At 69.8% G+C, this 16,007-nt stretch carries 15 protein-coding genes; 10 read left to right on the forward strand and 5 right to left on the reverse strand.

All coding sequences use genetic code 11. From position 1 onward, the window contains the following. Positions 1-9: 9 nt before the first annotated feature. The 5 genes from OG587_RS20330 (at position 10) to OG587_RS20350 (ending at position 5,635) form a co-directional block, all read left to right on the forward strand. The gene (locus tag OG587_RS20330) at positions 10-666 is read left to right on the forward strand and encodes an adenosylcobinamide amidohydrolase (protein WP_329093933.1); all 657 of its coding nucleotides are present in this window, start codon (positions 10-12) and stop codon (positions 664-666) included. Positions 667-734: 68 nt separating this feature from the next. Beyond that, complete coding sequence (locus OG587_RS20335) at positions 735-1,319, forward strand: Uma2 family endonuclease (RefSeq protein WP_329092581.1); 585 nt, start codon at positions 735-737, stop codon at positions 1,317-1,319. 285 nt (positions 1,320-1,604) lie between these two features. Further along, entirely contained in the window at positions 1,605-3,215 is a 1,611-nt protein-coding gene (locus OG587_RS20340) for a S1C family serine protease (RefSeq protein ID WP_329092583.1), read from the forward strand. Further along, entirely contained in the window at positions 3,215-4,786 is a 1,572-nt protein-coding gene (locus OG587_RS20345) for a serine/threonine-protein kinase (protein WP_329092585.1), read from the forward strand. The genes OG587_RS20340 and OG587_RS20345 overlap by 1 nt, the downstream gene beginning before the upstream one ends. 186 nt (positions 4,787-4,972) lie before the next feature. Next, complete coding sequence (locus OG587_RS20350) at positions 4,973-5,635, forward strand: response regulator transcription factor (RefSeq protein WP_329092587.1); 663 nt, start codon at positions 4,973-4,975, stop codon at positions 5,633-5,635. Here the strand turns inward: OG587_RS20350 and OG587_RS20355 are convergent. Both OG587_RS20355 and OG587_RS20360 read right to left on the reverse strand, forming a co-directional pair. Then, on the reverse strand, positions 5,575-6,279 hold the full coding sequence (locus tag OG587_RS20355; protein WP_329092590.1) for a hypothetical protein: 705 nt from the start codon (positions 6,277-6,279) through the stop codon (positions 5,575-5,577). The two genes, OG587_RS20350 and OG587_RS20355, sit on opposite strands and share 61 nt — an antisense overlap. A gap of 244 nt (positions 6,280-6,523) precedes the next feature. Then, positions 6,524-7,147 carry a hypothetical protein gene (locus OG587_RS20360; RefSeq protein ID WP_329092591.1) on the reverse strand — a complete coding sequence of 208 codons (624 nt, stop codon included), beginning with the start codon at positions 7,145-7,147 and terminating at the stop codon, positions 6,524-6,526. Positions 7,148-7,775: 628 nt separating this feature from the next. Here OG587_RS20360 and OG587_RS20365 point away from each other — a divergent pair. From OG587_RS20365 to OG587_RS20380, 4 genes are all read left to right on the forward strand, one after another. Then, on the forward strand, positions 7,776-8,426 hold the full coding sequence (locus OG587_RS20365) for a carbonic anhydrase family protein (protein ID WP_329092593.1): 651 nt from the start codon (positions 7,776-7,778) through the stop codon (positions 8,424-8,426). A gap of 318 nt (positions 8,427-8,744) precedes the next feature. Further along, complete coding sequence (locus OG587_RS20370) at positions 8,745-10,889, forward strand: DUF6421 family protein (RefSeq protein WP_329092595.1); 2,145 nt, start codon at positions 8,745-8,747, stop codon at positions 10,887-10,889. Next, positions 10,886-11,551 (forward strand): SDR family NAD(P)-dependent oxidoreductase, encoded by a 666-nt coding sequence (locus OG587_RS20375; RefSeq protein WP_329092597.1) that lies wholly within the window; start codon positions 10,886-10,888, stop codon positions 11,549-11,551. The genes OG587_RS20370 and OG587_RS20375 overlap by 4 nt, the downstream gene beginning before the upstream one ends. Beyond that, positions 11,548-12,612 carry a threonine aldolase family protein gene (locus OG587_RS20380; protein ID WP_329092598.1) on the forward strand — a complete coding sequence of 355 codons (1,065 nt, stop codon included), beginning with the start codon at positions 11,548-11,550 and terminating at the stop codon, positions 12,610-12,612. Before OG587_RS20375 ends, OG587_RS20380 begins: the two co-directional genes overlap by 4 nt. Positions 12,613-12,858: 246 nt before the next feature. Here OG587_RS20380 and OG587_RS20385 read toward each other — a convergent pair whose 3' ends face one another. Both OG587_RS20385 and OG587_RS20390 read right to left on the reverse strand, forming a co-directional pair. Next, complete coding sequence (locus tag OG587_RS20385; protein ID WP_329092600.1) at positions 12,859-13,158, reverse strand: DUF3467 domain-containing protein; 300 nt, start codon at positions 13,156-13,158, stop codon at positions 12,859-12,861. 74 nt (positions 13,159-13,232) lie between these two features. Next, entirely contained in the window at positions 13,233-13,886 is a 654-nt protein-coding gene (locus OG587_RS20390; protein ID WP_329092602.1) for a DUF305 domain-containing protein, read from the reverse strand. A 122-nt stretch (positions 13,887-14,008) separates the two neighbouring features. Here OG587_RS20390 and OG587_RS20395 point away from each other — a divergent pair, with 122 nt between their 5' ends. Further along, the gene (locus OG587_RS20395; protein WP_329092604.1) at positions 14,009-14,752 is read left to right on the forward strand and encodes a DUF3105 domain-containing protein; all 744 of its coding nucleotides are present in this window, start codon (positions 14,009-14,011) and stop codon (positions 14,750-14,752) included. Between the two features lie 50 nt (positions 14,753-14,802). Here OG587_RS20395 and ald read toward each other — a convergent pair whose 3' ends face one another. Next, a complete protein-coding gene (ald, locus tag OG587_RS20400) occupies positions 14,803-15,921 on the reverse strand; it encodes an alanine dehydrogenase (protein WP_329092605.1) in 1,119 nt (372 codons plus the stop codon). Positions 15,922-16,007: the final 86 nt, after the last annotated feature.

Consider the following 16,007-nt stretch of genomic DNA (forward strand, 5'->3'; position numbering starts at 1 on the left):
GGGGCCGCGCTGACGCTGAGCCACCGCGACGAGGACGGCGCGCGGCTGGCCTCGCTGCTGTGGGAGTTCGGGCCCGGGTGGCGGGCGATCTCCTCGGCCATGGTCGGCGGCGGCATCGGCCCGGCCGCCTGGATGCTCAACGCGCAGGTGGTCGCCGGATACTCGCGGATGGACCCGGTGGACCACCTGCTGGAGCTGGCCCCGCCGGGCCCCGGGGTCGGCATGCTCACCGCGGCGTCGGTCGACCACTTCACCCGGGCCCGCGACGGGGGAGCGGAGGTCGTGGCGACCGTCGGGCTGCGCGTCCCCACCTGGGCCGCCGCCCCGGAAGGCGCCGCCGATCCCGAGCTGGCCCCGATCTTCCTGCCGGGAACGATCAACATCGCCGTCGCCGTACCGGTCGCGATGAGCGACGCGGCTCTGGTCAACGCGGTCATGACGGTGACCGAGGCCAAGACCCAGGCACTGCTCGAGGCCGGTTTCCCCTGCACCGGCACCGCCTCCGACGCCGTCTGCGTGGCCGCCCCCGACCGGGCTCCCGGCGGCCCCGAGGAGCTCTTCGGCGGCCCCCGCTCCACCTGGGGCGCCCGCATCGCCCGCGCGGTGCGCACCGCCGTCCACCAGGGCGCCCACCGATGGGCGAACCGTGATGTGTTGACTACTTAAAGTAGGGGAATTGCGGGAAGTAGCATGTGGGCGAGGGCGAGACTCCCGATACTGAGCAGGTGACCGCGATGGCAACGACGGAGCCGACGACCAGGCGGACGGTTCTCCAAGGAGAGCCGCCGTTCACTGTCGACGACCTGCTCACGTTTCCCGACGACGGGAACCGCTACGAGCTCTTCAACGGGAGCCTACTGGTGAGTTCCTCTCCTGTCCCCCTGCACCAGCGTTCGATCTTGCGTCTCGCGCGAATCCTCGAGGACGCCGCGCCACCCGAGTTCGAGCCGCTGCCGGATGTCAACCTCCGGGTGAGCAGGCGCGACTTCTTCATCCCCGACCTCGTCGTGGTGCCGACTGAGGTCATCGACGAGACGGAGCTGATGTTCGCGCCGCGCGACATCCTCTTGGCCGTCGAGATGGTCAGCCCGAGCACCCAGGCGCGAGACCGCCACCTCAAGAGGGCCGCCTACGCGGCGGCGGGGATCCCCGCCTACTGGCGGATCGAGCTGTCCGAGGGGCCGTCCGTCCACGTTCACGAGCTGGCCGGCGACGAGTACAAACCGGCGGAGAAGCACGAGGCCGGAGAGGTGGCGAACCTGCTCGCCCCGTTCGAGGTCTCCTTCGATCCCGCCGTGCTGCTGCGTCCCCGGAGCTGAGGGGGCCGGGGCCGAGGGGGCGGGCTTTTCCGTACGGACCGATCTTCGTCCGGTATACGTTGTCGCGCCGGAGGGCGGGTCAGGATTAGACTTTGCGTAACTGTCCGCGACGGGGCGTGGACGTGACGATAGGCCGCAAAACGGGATGGTCAAAACGGGGTGGCGATGCCCCGCTCATGACCTTTCACTGGTGATGGCGGAAAGAAAGTCAAGCCCTCGGGCCTGGACGGTTCACTTATTCACCCCTGTTTGCGACCCTGGTCCTATCCCCTGTAGGGAGTGGCGATGCGGCGGTTCGGTTCGGCGCTGGCGTTTTTCGGAGGACTCTCCTTGGCGATCGCCGGGGTGGCTCCCGCCCTGGCTCACGAGCACCCCAGCGGAATCACCGACCTGGTGACCCCCGCGGTGGTCAGGATCGAGGCCACGGCGCGTGTCGACATCACGTTGCTCGACCACATCGGCGAGCTGGTGCACGTGGAGCGTTCCTACGAGGTGCCGATCGGCACCGGCACCGGCACCGTGATCAACCCCGACGGGGGCATGGTCACCCTCACCCGGGTGGTCAAGACCGACCGCGACGTCCGGATCTACGCCGCCAACAAGATCTTCGCCGCGCACCACAAGGTCAAGATCCCCGAGGACTTCGAGCGGCACAAGCTCAAGGACGACCAGCTCAACCACCACCTGGAGGAGTGCTACCCGCCCAAGCAGCCCACCGCCACCTGCATCATCGACGTCACCACCGAGATCACGGTCTTCCCCAACATCGCCCCCGCCGACAAGGAGGGGTTCAAGGCCGAGATCGTCCGTACCGGCGACAGGCCCGACAGTCCCGCGGTGCTGAAGCCGGTCGGCCGCGCCGACGGGAGTGCGGGCCTGCCCACCGCCCCGCTCGCCGCCGCGGTGCCCGCCAAGGACGCCTCGCCGGTGGCGGTCGCGGGGTTCACCGGGCGGCCCGCCGCGAACCTGCCGGAGACCGTCGACATCGCCCACCTGCGGGCGGGCGGCGCCGGAGAGGGCGGCCGTGAGTTCAAGGACCCGGAGAACAAGGTCAACGAGCCGGAGAAGCTGGGTGCCCTCATCGACAGGGGCCTGCTCGGCGGCCCGGTGATCGAGGACAAGAAGGGCGAGGTCGTCGGCCTGCTGCTCGGCGGCGGCAAGGACGCCCGGATGATCGGCGTCCGCGAGGTCACCAAGGCCCTCGCCGAGGCGGACGTCGCGCCCGCCCGAGGCCCGATCGACGCCGCCTTCGAGCAGGCGCTGACCCGCTTCCACACCCACTACTACGGCGACGCCGTCCCCGCCTTCCAGCGCGTGCTGGAGCTCTATCCGGGCCACACCGTGGCGGCCGCGCACCTGAAGACGTCACAGGCCAAGCGCGGCACCGCCGAGGACGAGGCGACCAAGAGGGTGGCCGCCTCCACCGACCAGCCCGGGGGCACGCCCCTGTGGCCGTTCCTCGTCGGCGGCGGCCTGCTGGTGCTGGTCGTGCTGACCACCGCGATCCTGCTCTGGCGCCGCGGGTCGTCGGAGCCCGAGGCCGAGCCCGAGCCCGAGCCGAGCCCGGCCGCGAGGACCCGGCCCCCGATCCCGGCCTCACCACCGATACCGATACCGCCGCGACCGGCCTTCGACGAGCAGACCGACTCCACGATCGTCGTCGGACGCTCCTTCCCGGCGCTGCCCAAGATCTCCTCCACGCCCGGCCAGCCGGTGCTGGTGGCGCGCGATCCGGGTCACAACACGGCTCCGGGTCACAACACGGCACCCGGTTCCAGCCCGGCGCCGGGCACGAAACCCGGAGACGTGGCGCAGAAATACTGCACGGGTTGCGGGATGCGGCTGGGCCCCGCCCACAGCTTCTGCGGTTACTGCGGCCAGCCGACCAAGACGTGATGTCCATGAACGACAGGGCGCTGATCGGCCGGGAAGTGGCCGGCTACCAGGTCGAGGACATCATCGGCAAGGGCGGCATGGCCGTGGTCTATCTCGCGATCGACCCCAGGCTCAACCGCCGGGTGGCACTGAAGATCCTCAATCCGCTGCTCGGTGAGGACGACCGGTTCCGCCAGCGCTTCGTGCTGGAGTCGCGCACGGTCGCGAGCATCGACCACCCCAACATCATCCCGATCTACGAGGCCGACACCGCCGACGACGGCACCCTCTACATCGCGATGCGTTACGTCAACGGCCCCGACCTGCGCAAGCTCTTCTACGACCGGGGCCCGATGCCGGTCAGCCAGGTCAGCCGGATCTTCGCCCAGGTGGCCGCGGCGCTCGACACCGCGCACGCCCACGACCTGGTCCACCGCGACGTCAAGCCCGCCAACATCCTGATCGCCGGCCACACCGAGGGCGACCACGCCTACCTCACCGACTTCGGCATCACCAAGCACCGCACCTCGATCTCCGGGCTGACCCAGACCAACCAGTTCATCGGCACCCCCCGCTACATGTCGCCCGAGCAGATCAACAAGGAGCACATCGACGGCCGCTGCGACCAGTACGGCCTGGCCTGCGTGGTCTACGAGGCCCTGTCCGGGCGGCTGCCCTTCCAGCGTGACAACGAGATCGCCCTGCTCTGGGCGCATCTCGCCGAGACGCCCACGCCGCTCACCACACTCCGTCCCGAGCTGCCGCTCGAGGTCGACGGCGTCATGATGCGGGCCCTGGCCAAGTCGCCCGAGCAGCGCTACGACACCTGCGGCCAGTTCATCGCCGACCTGCGCGACGCGATCAGCGGCGCCGGGCAGCCGTACCAGCTCGCGCAGGCTCCCCCGTCACCGCCGCCGCCGACGGCGTCCGAGACGACCGAGGTGTCCGGGAAACGGAAGGAGCCGAAGAGGTCCTCGTCGGGCGGGAAGGGCATCCTCATCGGCGCGGCCGTGGCGATCACGGCGATCATCGCGCTGGTGGCGGTGCTCGCGACGTTCCTGCGCGGCGGCGACACCTGGACGGCGTACGGAGGCTCCGCCGCGGTGCCGGTCGCCTTCCAGTACCCCGGCACCTGGACGCTGCAGCCGCACGCCGACGTGTTCGTGGCGGCCTCGCCGAAGGTGGAGCAGTTCCGCGCGCTGTTCGCCACGCCCGTCACCGCCGACTGGGCCGCGGCGAACGAGATCATCAAGGACGCCCCGCAGGACGCCACCGGCCTCTACGCGCAGACGCTCGACACCCTCGACCCGCGCGGCGGCGCCAAGCAGCTGGAGGAGACCCTGCAGTCCTCGCTTCCCGGGACGGTGAGCGTCCTCTCCCAGGTGGTCCAGGTGAGCGTGGGCGGGAAGTCCGCCGTGCGCCTGCAGGGGACGATCGTCGACCCGCAGCGCGGCGGCCAGCTCGAATTCACCGGCTGGGTCGTCGAACGGCAGGACGAGCCCGCCCTCCTCATCTACTTCTGCGCGCCCGGCAGGTGTGACGACGCGGTAGCCAACCGGTTCGTGCGGAGTGTCTCGTTCCCGGCGTCCTGACCCGTTGACTTGTGTCCCACTTGTGAGCGGCTTGTCCGGGCGTTTTGTCCTATGGGCAAGACGGTCACCAGGCTTTAGTCTCCCCGCAGGGCGGTTCTCCTCTTCCCTTCTTCGGTACCCGCGCGTACGGGTTGTTGATCGCCCGGCCTCGGAACGAGGTGTCCAGCCGCCTGCCAAGGAGGAGAAGTGAACATCCGCGTCGTGATCGCCGACGACCAGGCGATGGTCCGTGCCGGGCTGAAGCTCGTCGTGGAGAGCGAGCCCGGCCTGGAGGTGGTCGGTGAGGCCCCCGACGGGATCGAGGCCCTCGCCGTGGTCCGCCGCACCAGGCCCGACATCGTGCTGATGGACATCTCGATGCCGCGGATGGACGGTCTCACCGCCGCCCGCCGGCTGCTGGGCCAGCCGGACCCGCCGAAGGTCGTGATGCTGACGACCTTCGACACCGACGAGAACCTCTACGCCGCGCTCCGCGCCGGGACCAGCGGGTTCCTGCTCAAGGTCTCGCCGCCCGAGCAGCTCGTGGAGGCCATCCGTGTCGTCGTCGCCGGGGACGCCCTGCTCGACCCGGCCGTCACCACCCGCGTCATCGCCTCCTTCGCCGGACGCCACGACCCGGCGCCCCCGCCGCAGCTGGCCGACCTCACCCCGCGCGAGCTGGAGGTACTGCGCTCCCTGGCGCGCGGCCTGACCAACGCCGAGATCGCGGGGAAGCTCTTCGTCGGTGAGGCCACGGTCAAGACCCACGTGGCGCGGGTGCTGATGAAGCTCCACCTGCGCGACCGGGCTCAGGCGGTGGTGTTCGCGTACGAGTCGGGTGTGGTCCGGCCGGGGGCGGCCGTCGGGTAGTACGCGATCCACTCCTCGCGGCTCATCCGGATCATCTTGACGCCGAGCCAGCCCAGCGCGACCGCGGGGGCGCCCCACATCGGGATGGTCACCGGACCGTACGGGACCAGCATCGAGGCGCCATAGCCGATGAGGACGACGAGTGGCACCCACCAGTGCGCGAATCCCGCCCGCCAGACGCCGAGCAGCAGGACGGGCATGCCGAAGATGGCGAAGAACAGCCACGGCATCTGGAAGCCGAAGACGACGCCGGGCAGGTCCAGCATCTCGTCGAGGATCCGCTGCGCCTGCTCAGGGGGGTTCCGCTGCCCGAGCCACCACTCCACCGGGTCGCTCATGAGCAGGCCCGACAGGTTGATGTAGCCGAGGATGGTGAGCGGGCCGGCGATGTGGCCGAAGACCACCGCGCGGCGGCGCATCACGTGCAGCAGGCTGAGGGCCGCCAGGGCCATCAGCAGGTAGGCCCAGTGGTACATCACCGACTGGACCTGGGCGAGAGCGGGGTTCTCCCCGAAGCTGACCGCCTCGCGCTCGTCGCCCCAGGTGCCGGGGTCGAGGATGACGGCGATGGCTTGGAGCAGCGGGGCGACGATCAGTAACACGCCGGAGGCGATGCGCCGGAAGTCGGCGGAGTCCTTGAACATGGGGGATTTCCTTGCCTGTGCGCCTGTGTGGGACTGTCGCCAGGAAGGTAAGCCGCCGGTCCGCCCCGGGTCGTCCGCCCCCGGGGTGACCCGGCGTCCCCCGCGCGGGGCACTCACCCGTCGCGGCACGCGTCCGGGACGGTGGCACGAGCGGGACGGGAAAGGGATGACCGGCGGTATGCCGGGTCCGGCCGGGACGGCCGCGGCAGGTCCCGCGTTCCGGGACCTGCCGACACCCGTGTTCTCAGCCCGCGCCGGGGACGATCGGGGTCTTCTCCGTGAAGTTGTAGCCGTTCTTCGTGGCGTTCTGCCGCAGGCTGTCGAAGGAGTTCTTGCTGGCCTCCAGATCGGCCTGGGTGGCGGTGCCGCTCTTCAGCTTGTTGGTCAGGTTGTCGAAGCTGTCGGTGACCGTTTTGACGCCCTTGCACAATGTCGGGTTGGCCAGGGCGAAGCGCCTGGCGACCCTCAGTTCGTGAAGGGTGAAAAGACCGGCCGCGGCGGCCTTCGCGAAGGTCCGCTTCCGCTTCTCCGCCCCGGCCTTGAAACCACCGCTTTGCAGCGGTTTGTAGATGTAGCGGTAGAAGGCCCCCAGTGCGAGGCCCGCGTGCAGCGCGAAGCGGGTCTTGGCGAACCTCTTGGTGTTGGCGCCGACCGGGCACTCCTCCGCGGTGTACTCCTCGGCGTCCGTCGCCGGGAGGTCCGCGGCGGGTGGGGCGCCCGCGGCGGGCGGAACGGCCGCGGGTGCCGTGGCCACGACGGCTTCGGGCTTCACCGCGGTCGGCCTGTCGCCGCCGCAGCCGCCGAGCAGTGTCACGGCGAGCAGTGCCGCTGCCGGGACGGCAACGGATCGTGTACTCCGTACAGGCATTTTCCCCCCTGGAGAACGTTCACGGCATCTTCGTGGCTTCCGTCCTCTTTGTACCCTTTGTAGTTGCTTCAACACTTTCTGTGAGGCATGTGGCCCTCGTCGAGAGAGGCGGCCCGGCCTGTGGGCGGCTGCGCGTGAAGATCATCGAAGGTCGCGAGGTCCGGCGGGACAGGGGGTTGCCGTGCCGTGCGCGCCTCGCCGGAGTGGATGCCGTGCCGGTCCGGCTCGACCTGGTTGGGCTTGCTGCGATCTCACTCGACCCGACCTGATCCGATGGAGATGGCCGTCGCTGCGGGCCACGTGGGACACGGTGTCTCGATCACGAGTAATCGGTTGTTTACTTGTGGTCGTTTTGGCCGCGAAAAAACAGGGTGCAGATTGACTTTCTTCGGCTAATGTCGCCAATGCCCTTATGTCGTCCTTAATACGGACATCGCCCCCTTGGCTCTCCGTAGGCGACATATTTGGCATCCCCTCGTACGAAAGGCGACTGGTGCGGTACCGTCTTGCCCCCGTTGCGGTGGCTGCTGTTTTTTCCCTTCCATTCATCTCGCTTTCAACTCCCGTACAGGCTCACGTCAAGCCGTGCCACGGCACCGGCACGGACAGTGCGGTCCAGACTCCTGTCGTGATCGACCGTTCGGCGGCGTGTCCGGGCACCGGGCCCGCGCTCGCCATCCACTACCCGCACAGTGTCGACGGGACGCTCCTCTTCCAGGACAAGCCCCCGCTGGACGAGGCGAGCGAGCACGACGACGTCAGGTTCGTCATCGGCACCGGCGGCACCCAGCCGTACATCACCTACGGCGGCCAGCGGTACAACCTGAACAACGTGCACTTCCACGGCCACGCCGAGCACAAGTTCGCCGGCCAGCCCTTCGCCCCCCTTGAGGCCCACTTCGTCCACGAGCGGGCGACCGGGCCGAAGGGCTACGTGGTCTTCTCGGTCCTCATCGACGCCAAGTCCTTCCAGGGCCTGTCCCAGCATGACCGCCTGATCAAGTCGCCCCCCGCTCTCGGCGAGTCCAGGAGCGTCCGCGGCGTCGACCTCAAGGCGCTGCTGCCCGACAGTCGCGCCACCTACCGCTACACCGGTTCCCTCACGACGCCGGACGAGACCGGTTCCTACTTCCAGCCGGTGAACTGGGTCGTCTTCAATCAGCACGCCAAGGCGCACCAGAACAACATCCAGTCCTACAGGTCGCTGTGGGGCCCGGAGGGCAACCGCCGGGAACTCCAGGAGAACGACCCGGAGCCCAACATCTACTCGTATCACTGACGCGTTCCGGGTTCGCCCGGCCCCGTGACGACCACGCCGACCGAGGCACGCCTCGGTCGGCGTGGTCGTTTCGCGCGTCCGGCGCGGCTGGACGGGGTCGCGTACGCGAGGGCGGCGGTCCGGACGCCGCCGCCGGGACCGGTCCGGGCCCGCGCGGCCGGTGGGGGATCACCCGGTGGGCCGGCCCGCCGCCCGCCCCCTCCCCGCCGCCCGCCCTTCCGCGATCTTTAACACGGTCGTTCCATAAGGGACGCGTCAAAACGGGCATAGGTTGTGTATATTTTCCGTTAACCAATCTCATCTGAAGGAGGATTTATCGTGACGGCGTTCCCGCGTGTACTGTTCGACGAGGCACACAGCGAGTCGTGGACCATCCGGCGGGACGTGGCCGAGACGATGAATCCCGGCCATCCCGACGACAGCAGCTACGCGCGCGCGGCCGGGCTGCTGCGCGGGCTGGGGCACGCCGTGGACGCGCACGTCGAGGGCCCGCTCACCCCGGGCCTGCTGAGCGCGCGGGACGTGCTGGTGATCGCGCACCCCTCCGGTGATCGGTGGGAGCGCACCACCGGGCTGGGCAGCCCGGTCCTCCCCGTCGAGGAGCTCGACGCGATCGAGGAGTACGTCGAAAACGGCGGCGGGCTGGTCGTGATGGCCGAGTACGAGCAGGAGAAGTACGGCAGCAACCTCACCGAGTTGCTCGCGCGCTTCGGCGTGGGCGTCGAGCACACCCTCGTCCGGGACCCCGGGAGCGCCCACAACGGCGTGGCCTCCTGGGTCCTGGGCACCCCCCGGAACGCCCTGGACAACCCTCGGGACACCGCGGGCACTCCGGGGAGCGGGCAGGACCTGCTCGCCGGGGCCCGGCGTGCCTGTTTCTACCGGGCGGGGACGCTCACCGCCCCCGACCACGCGACCGTCCTGTTCGCCACCTCGCCCACCGCGACCCCCGCGAACCGCCCGCTGGCGGTGGCCGTACGGCACGGGGAGGGCCGCGTCGTGGTGATCGCCGACTCCGACCTGTTCGGTGACGACTCGATCGGCGACTACGACCACGCCGCGCTCTGGGGCAACCTCGTCACCTGGGCCGCTCGCGTCCCCGCGGCCAAGAGCCGGGCCGCCGCCGGAGGCCCGGCCGCCGGAGAGTCCGAGGCCCGCGACGAGGCCCGCGCCGAGTTCCAGGGGCTCAAGGACGCCGTCGAGGCGCTCAGGCCGCTGCAGGCCAAGGACGGCTCGATCCAGGAGGAGGGCGACCGCGAGCGGGCCGCCGGGCTGGTCTCCGAGATCATCGGGCACGTCGAGCGGCTCGCGCCGCGCTTCCCGCACGACGCCGCCTACCTGGCCGCCGTCGTCGCCGACTTCCGCAAGTGGGCCGGCCAGGGGCTGGGCGTCCCCGACTTCCTCGACGCGCTCGACGCCTTCCACCCCGACACCCAGCGGGTGGACGGGCTGGAGCACCTGGTCGTCTTCCCGATGTACACCCAGAACGGCACCATCTTCCGCCACATCGAGGCCGTGTGGATCCGCACGATCTGGCCCGAGTGGCTGGCCGAGCTGGAGCGGACCGGCTACGACAACCCGATGTTCGTGCCGATCGCCTTCGAGGACTTCACCTCCGGCTACGACACCAACTCCGCGGTGCTCTTCCCCGAGACCGTCGCGGTCCGCGAGACCCCGGCCCGCTTCACCTGGGGCGGGATCTTCGCCGACCGGGAGGCCGCCAGGTTCCGCGCGGTGAGCGGTGCCGCCGCGGCCACGCTGAAGCTGGCGCTGCCGCCGGACGCGGCGAGGCTGGTCGCGTCGCAGGAGCTGGCCCAGGACACCTTCGTGCTCTGGGACCTGATCCACGACCGCACCCACAGCCACGGAGACCTGCCGTTCGACCCTTTCATGATCAAGCAGCGCATGCCGTACTGGCTCTACTCCCTGGAGGAGCTCCGCTGCGACCTGACCGCGTTCGGCGAGGCCGTGAAGCTGGAGCGGGAGGGCGTGCCGCACGCCCGCTACGTCCAGCTGGCGATCCTGTTCGACCGGCTGTTCCGCTTCCCGATCACCGGTGACCGGGTCCGCAACTACGACGGCCTGGGCGGGCAGCTGCTCTTCTCGTACCTGCACCGCAACGACGTCGTCCGGTGGACCGACAACCGGCTGAGCGTCGACTGGGACCGGCTCGCCGGAGGCGTCGCGGATCTGCGGGGCGAGGTCGAGAAGCTCTACCGGGACGGCATCGACCGCTCCAAGCTCGCCCACTGGCTCGCCGCCCACCAGCTGGTCGCCGCCCACGTCGAGCCGAACCCCGCCTCGGTCTGGGCGCGCGGGGCCGGAGCCCTGCCGGTGGAAGGGTTCCCCAAGGCCGTGGTGGACGCGGTGCTGCCCGACGAGTTCCCCCTGAGCATGTTCTACGAGGCCCTGCGTCGTAAGCTCGGCGATGTCGTCGACTCCACGAAGGGCATCCGAGCATGATCATCCTTGTCACCGGTGCGGGTGGTCCCGCGGGCCAGGCCGTCGTCCGCAGGTTCACCGGCCAGGGCCACACGGTGATCGGTGTCGACAGGAGCGGTGCCGAGGGGACCCTCGCGGTCGACCTGCTCGACACCGACGCCGTCGCGAGGCTCGCGTGGGAGGTGGAGGCCGAGTACGGCAGGGTGGACGGGATCGTGCACCTGGTCGGCGGCTGGCGCGGGTCCAAGACCTTCGCCGAGACGTCGCTGGAGGACTGGGCGCTCCTGCACGACCTGCTGATCCGTACCCTCCAGCACGTCACGCTCGCCTTCGAGCCGCTGCTCAAGGCGAGCGAGCGCGGCCGGTTCGCCATCGTCTCCGCGAAGGCGGCCGAGCGTCCCACCCAGGGCAACGCGGCGTACGGCACGGCCAAGGCCGCCTCCGAGGCGTGGACCCTCGCCTTCGCCGACGCGCTGGAGGGCACCGCCTCCACCGCGAACATCCTGGTCGTCAAGGCGCTCGTGCACGAGGGCATGCGCGCGGCGAGCCCCGAGCGGACCTTCCCCGGCTTCACCGACGTCGACGATCTCGCCGAGGCGATCGACGACCTGTGGAGGACCGACGCCAACGGCACGCGGATCGACCTCACCACCGATACGAAGGGGGAGGGGAAGGCCACGTGACGGACGCCGTCCGCAGGCACGACCCGCTGGTGAAGGGCTTCGCCAGCGACAACTACGCCGGGGTCCACCCGGAGATCCTCCAGGCGATCGCGCTCGCCAACGGGGGCCACCAGACCGCGTACGGCGACGACGTCTACACCGCCGCGCTCCAGGAGGTCTTCAGGAGGCACTTCGGCCCCGCCGCGCAGGCGTGGCCGATGTTCAACGGCACCGGCGCCAACGTGGTCGCGCTCCGCTCGATGACCGCCCACTGGGAGGCGGTGGTCTGCGCGGAGTCGGCGCACATCCACACCGACGAGGGCGGCGCCCCCGAGCGGTCGGCGGGGCTCAAGCTGCTGCCGGTCGCCACCCCGGACGGCAAGCTCACCCCCGAGCTGATCGACAGGCAGGCGTGGGGCTTCGGCGACGAGCACCGGGCACAGCCCAAGGTGGTGTCGATCACGCAGACCACCGAGCTGGGCACGCTCTACACGCCGGAGGAGATCGGGGAGATCTGCGACCACGCCCACGACCTCGGCATGGTCGTCCACCTCGACGGCGCCCGCGCGACCAACGCCGCCGCCGCGCTGGACGTGCCGCTGCGCGCGTTCACCACCGACGTGGGCGTGGACGTGCTGTCCTTCGGCGGTACCAAGGCCGGCCTGATGTTCGGCGAGGCCGTCGTGGTGCTCAACCCCGGTGCCGTGCGCGGCCTGCGCTACCTGCGCAAGAGCGCCATGCAGCTCGCCTCCAAGATGCGGTTCGTCTCGGTGCAGTTCGAGGCGCTGCTCGCGGGCGACCTGTGGCTGCGCAACGCCCGCAACGCCAACGCCATGGCCCTGCGGCTCGCCGACGCCGTGCGGCACGTGCCAGGGGTGGAGATCCCGCGCCCCGTGCAGGCCAACGCGGTCTTCGCGATCCTGCCCGGGGACGTGACCGAACGCCTGCAGAAGCGCTTCCGGTTCTACACCTGGAACGAGGCGACCGGCGAGGTCCGCTGGATGACCGCGTTCGACACCACCGAGGCCGACGTGGACGCGTTCGCCGCCGCCGTGGCCCAGGAGCTAGACTCACCGGCATGAGCAAGCACGGTCCGGGTCTGTGGCGGGCCGCCGAGAGGCGGACCCGCTAGCCAGTCCCGACCGCGCACAAACGGCCGCCGTTCACCGGCGGTCGTTTTCGCTTCTCCGGAGCGTTTCCGTACGACCGGAGCGGCTGCGCGCCCGCACCCGTGAGGCGGCCACCCTGCTGCTCGCCTGCGGCCTGGACCACTCTCTCGTCTACGTCCGGTCGCGGGTGCCCGCGCACCGGGGCACCCGGGCCGGGCCTCAGTTCTTGTGACCCGTCTCGTGCTCGTACGCGGTCAGCTGCTGTTCGAGGGCCTTCATCAGCTCGAACACCTGGCTCGGGGGGATGCGGATCCGGCTGACGATCCGGGTCGGCACGCTCACGAAGTGCTGCCCAGAGGAGGGGTCGTTGGCCAGCTGGGGCGGTCTGGTGATCACCGCGAAGTCCAGGACGAACCCATCCTGGGTATGCCACACAGAGGCGAAGTTGGCGTACTGCCCCATTTCCACCTCGGCGGAGATGCTCACCTCCAGGCGGTTCTCCGGCTCGTCGTTCACCATTCTCTTTCCTCCGGCCAGGTTGGCTCCATGCTGCCCTGGCCGGAGACCGGCCACACAGGGACGCGCCGACGCTATTAAAGGATGGAAGGCAGTCGCTGGGCGCCGCGCTGCCGCAACATGTCGGTCATCAACTCGATCTCGCCCGTCTGACCGTCGACGATGTGCTGTGCCATGGTGGCCACCTCTTCACGGTCGGACAGTTTCAGCAGACCTCTGCCCATCTGCACGCCGCCCTCGTGATGGCGGATCATGAGTTGGAGGAAGAGGACCTCCTGGTCCTTGCCTGTGGCCTCACGGAGCCTTTTGAGCTCGTCCTCACTTGCCATACCGGGCATCGTGGCGGGCGCGTCCGGTGTTACAGCGTGACCGCCGCCGTGACCGGCCATCCACGCCATGGAGGGACGCTCACTCGACGGGTTGAGGCCCCACTGCTGCAGCCAGCCCGTGAAGATGCCGCGCTGGGCCGTCTGCGTGACGATGATGTCGTAGGCCAGTCGCCGGAGCGCGTCGTCCTGACTCCCGTCCCTGGCGACGAAGGCCATCTCGACGGCCTGCGCGTGGTGAACGGACATGTCGCGGGCGAAACCCGCCTCCGCCGAGGCGTCCGTCGGGGTGGCCGTCCTCCCCACCACCAGCAGCAACACGACCGCCGTGACCAGGCAGCCGAGCAGCACGCCGACCACCACGCCACGCCTGGACTTCGCGCCATCTTTGACCGGGGTTTCCATTACCAGCCCAGAGTACCCACTGTCGGGAATCATCGCTGTATCACGCGTTGTCATCCCCTTATTCTCCACATACGCCGGTAGGGCATAGGGTGACCCGAAGTTGTTTGCTGGCTGGAGGGTTGATGACCAAGGAAAAGGCGCAGGCGAGGCGTGAGCACCTCACCCGTATGCGTGAGGAGCAGAAGCGTAAGGAGCGCAGGGCAGCGTTCCTGATGTGGGGCGCCGGAGGTGCCGTCGTCGTTCTGCTCGTCGGGGTCGTCGCCTACTACCTGGTCACCGAGCGGGCCGCGACCTCGCTGGACAGCGTCGCCACCACGAAGTACACGGGTAGCCAGCACACCCAGACCAAGGTGACGTACAAGGAGACGCCGCCGATGGGCGGTGAGCACAACCCGGCCTGGCAGAACTGCGGCATCTACGAGCAGCCGATCAACAACGAGAACGCCGTCCACGCCATGGAGCACGGCGCCGTGTGGATCACCTACCAGCCGGACCTCCCCAAGGCGGAGGTGGACACGCTGAGGGAACTGGCCGCCAAGGACTACATGCTCCTGAGCCCGTACCCGGGTCTGCCCTCCAAGGTCGTGGCCAGCTCCTGGAACAACCAGCTCAAGCTGAACAGCGCGACCGACGGGCGCCTGGCCAGGTTCGTCACCAAGTACAAGAACGGCCCGGGTACCCCCGAGCTCGGCGCGTCCTGCAGCGGGGGTGTGGGCACCACCACCGCAGAGGCGCCCATCCCGGCGACCGCGCCCAGCCAGGCCCCGTCGGGCGCCCCCGACGCGTCCACGGCTCCCAGCGACGCCCCGGCCACCGACGCTCCCGCCACCGACGCCCCGGCTCCCAGTGGCACCCCGGCGCCCTGATCGGCCGGTACCGACGCCGGTGACGCCGTCCTGACGAGGTGTCCCGGCCGTTAGACCCGCAGGATCCGTTCCAGGGGCACCGCCTCCAGCCCGTGAGCCTCGGCCACGGGCCGGTTGGTCAGGTGCCCCTCGTGCGTGTTCAGGCCCGCCGCCAGCGCCGGGTCTCTCCGGAGGGCCTCCCGCCAGCCCAGCTGGGCGATCGCGAGGGCGTAGGGGACGGTCACGTTGGTCAGCGCGTACGTCGAGGTGTGCGGGACCGCGCCCGGCATGTTGGCCACGCAGTAGAACACCGAGTCGTGCACCCGGTACGTCGGGTTGTCGTGGGTGGTGGGCCGGGAGTCCTCGAAGCAGCCGCCCTGGTCGATGGAGATGTCCACCAGGACGGAGCCCGGCCTCATCCGCGAGACCAGCGCGTTGTCGACCAGCTTGGGCGCCCTCGCACCCGGTATCAGCACCGCGCCGATGACCAGGTCCGCGTTCAGCACCGCCCGCTCGATCTCGTACGTGGAGGAGGCGATGGTCTTGCAGTGGCCCTTGTAGATCATGTCCGCCTGGCGGAGCCTGTCGATGTTGCGATCCAGCAGCAGCACCTCCGCCTGCATGCCGAGTGCGATGACCGCGGCGTTCATGCCGGACACCCCGGCGCCGATCACGACCACGTTGGCCGGGTGCACCCCCGACACCCCGCCCATCAGCACGCCGCGCCCGCCCCCCGGACGCATCAGGTGGTACGCCCCCACCTGGGGCGCGAGCCGTCCGGCCACCTCCGACATGGGGGCCAGCAGCGGCAGGAAGCCGTTCGCGTTCTGCACGGTCTCGTAGGCGATGCCGGTGACCCCTCCCTCCAGCATGGCCCGGGTGCACGCCTGCGAGGCGGCCAGATGCAGGTAGGTGAAGAGCACCTGGCCCTCGCGCATCCGGTGGTACTCCTCGGGGACCGGCTCCTTGACCTTCAGGACCAGCTCGCCCGCGGCCCACACGTCGTCGGCCGAGTCCAGGATGGTCGCGCCGACGCCCTGGAAGTCGGCGTCGGGAATGGAGGACCCCGTCCCGGCGTCTTTCTCGACGAAGACCTCGTGGCCGTGCCGGATGAACTCGTGGGCCCCGGCGGGGGTCAGTGCCACGCGATATTCGTGGTTCTTGACCTCGCGGGGAACGGAGATCTTCACGGCTCCTCCAGGGTGGGCGCGTGTCCTCTTCTTCACTGTGCGTTCCCCGAAAGAGAGTCATCACGCGCAAGGAGGCAGGAATGGGG

The organism is Streptosporangium sp. NBC_01469, from assembly GCF_036227305.1.
Taxonomy (GTDB): domain Bacteria; phylum Actinomycetota; class Actinomycetes; order Streptosporangiales; family Streptosporangiaceae; genus Streptosporangium.

Bases quoted from the DNA above. Each gene is read 5' to 3' on its own strand.
- OG587_RS20335 (WP_329092581.1), top strand. From the start codon at position 735: ATGGCAACGACGGAGCCGACGACCAGGCGGACGGTTCTCCAAGGAGAG.
- OG587_RS20340 (WP_329092583.1), top strand. From the start codon at position 1,605: ATGCGGCGGTTCGGTTCGGCGCTGGCGTTTTTCGGAGGACTCTCCTTG.
- OG587_RS20345 (WP_329092585.1), top strand. From the start codon at position 3,215: ATGTCCATGAACGACAGGGCGCTGATCGGCCGGGAAGTGGCCGGCTAC.
- OG587_RS20355 (WP_329092590.1), bottom strand. From the start codon at position 6,279: ATGTTCAAGGACTCCGCCGACTTCCGGCGCATCGCCTCCGGCGTGTTA.
- OG587_RS20360 (WP_329092591.1), bottom strand. From the start codon at position 7,147: ATGCCTGTACGGAGTACACGATCCGTTGCCGTCCCGGCAGCGGCACTG.
- OG587_RS20375 (WP_329092597.1), top strand. From the start codon at position 10,886: ATGATCATCCTTGTCACCGGTGCGGGTGGTCCCGCGGGCCAGGCCGTC.
- OG587_RS20385 (WP_329092600.1), bottom strand. From the start codon at position 13,158: ATGGTGAACGACGAGCCGGAGAACCGCCTGGAGGTGAGCATCTCCGCC.
- OG587_RS20390 (WP_329092602.1), bottom strand. From the start codon at position 13,886: ATGGAAACCCCGGTCAAAGATGGCGCGAAGTCCAGGCGTGGCGTGGTG.
- OG587_RS20395 (WP_329092604.1), top strand. From the start codon at position 14,009: ATGACCAAGGAAAAGGCGCAGGCGAGGCGTGAGCACCTCACCCGTATG.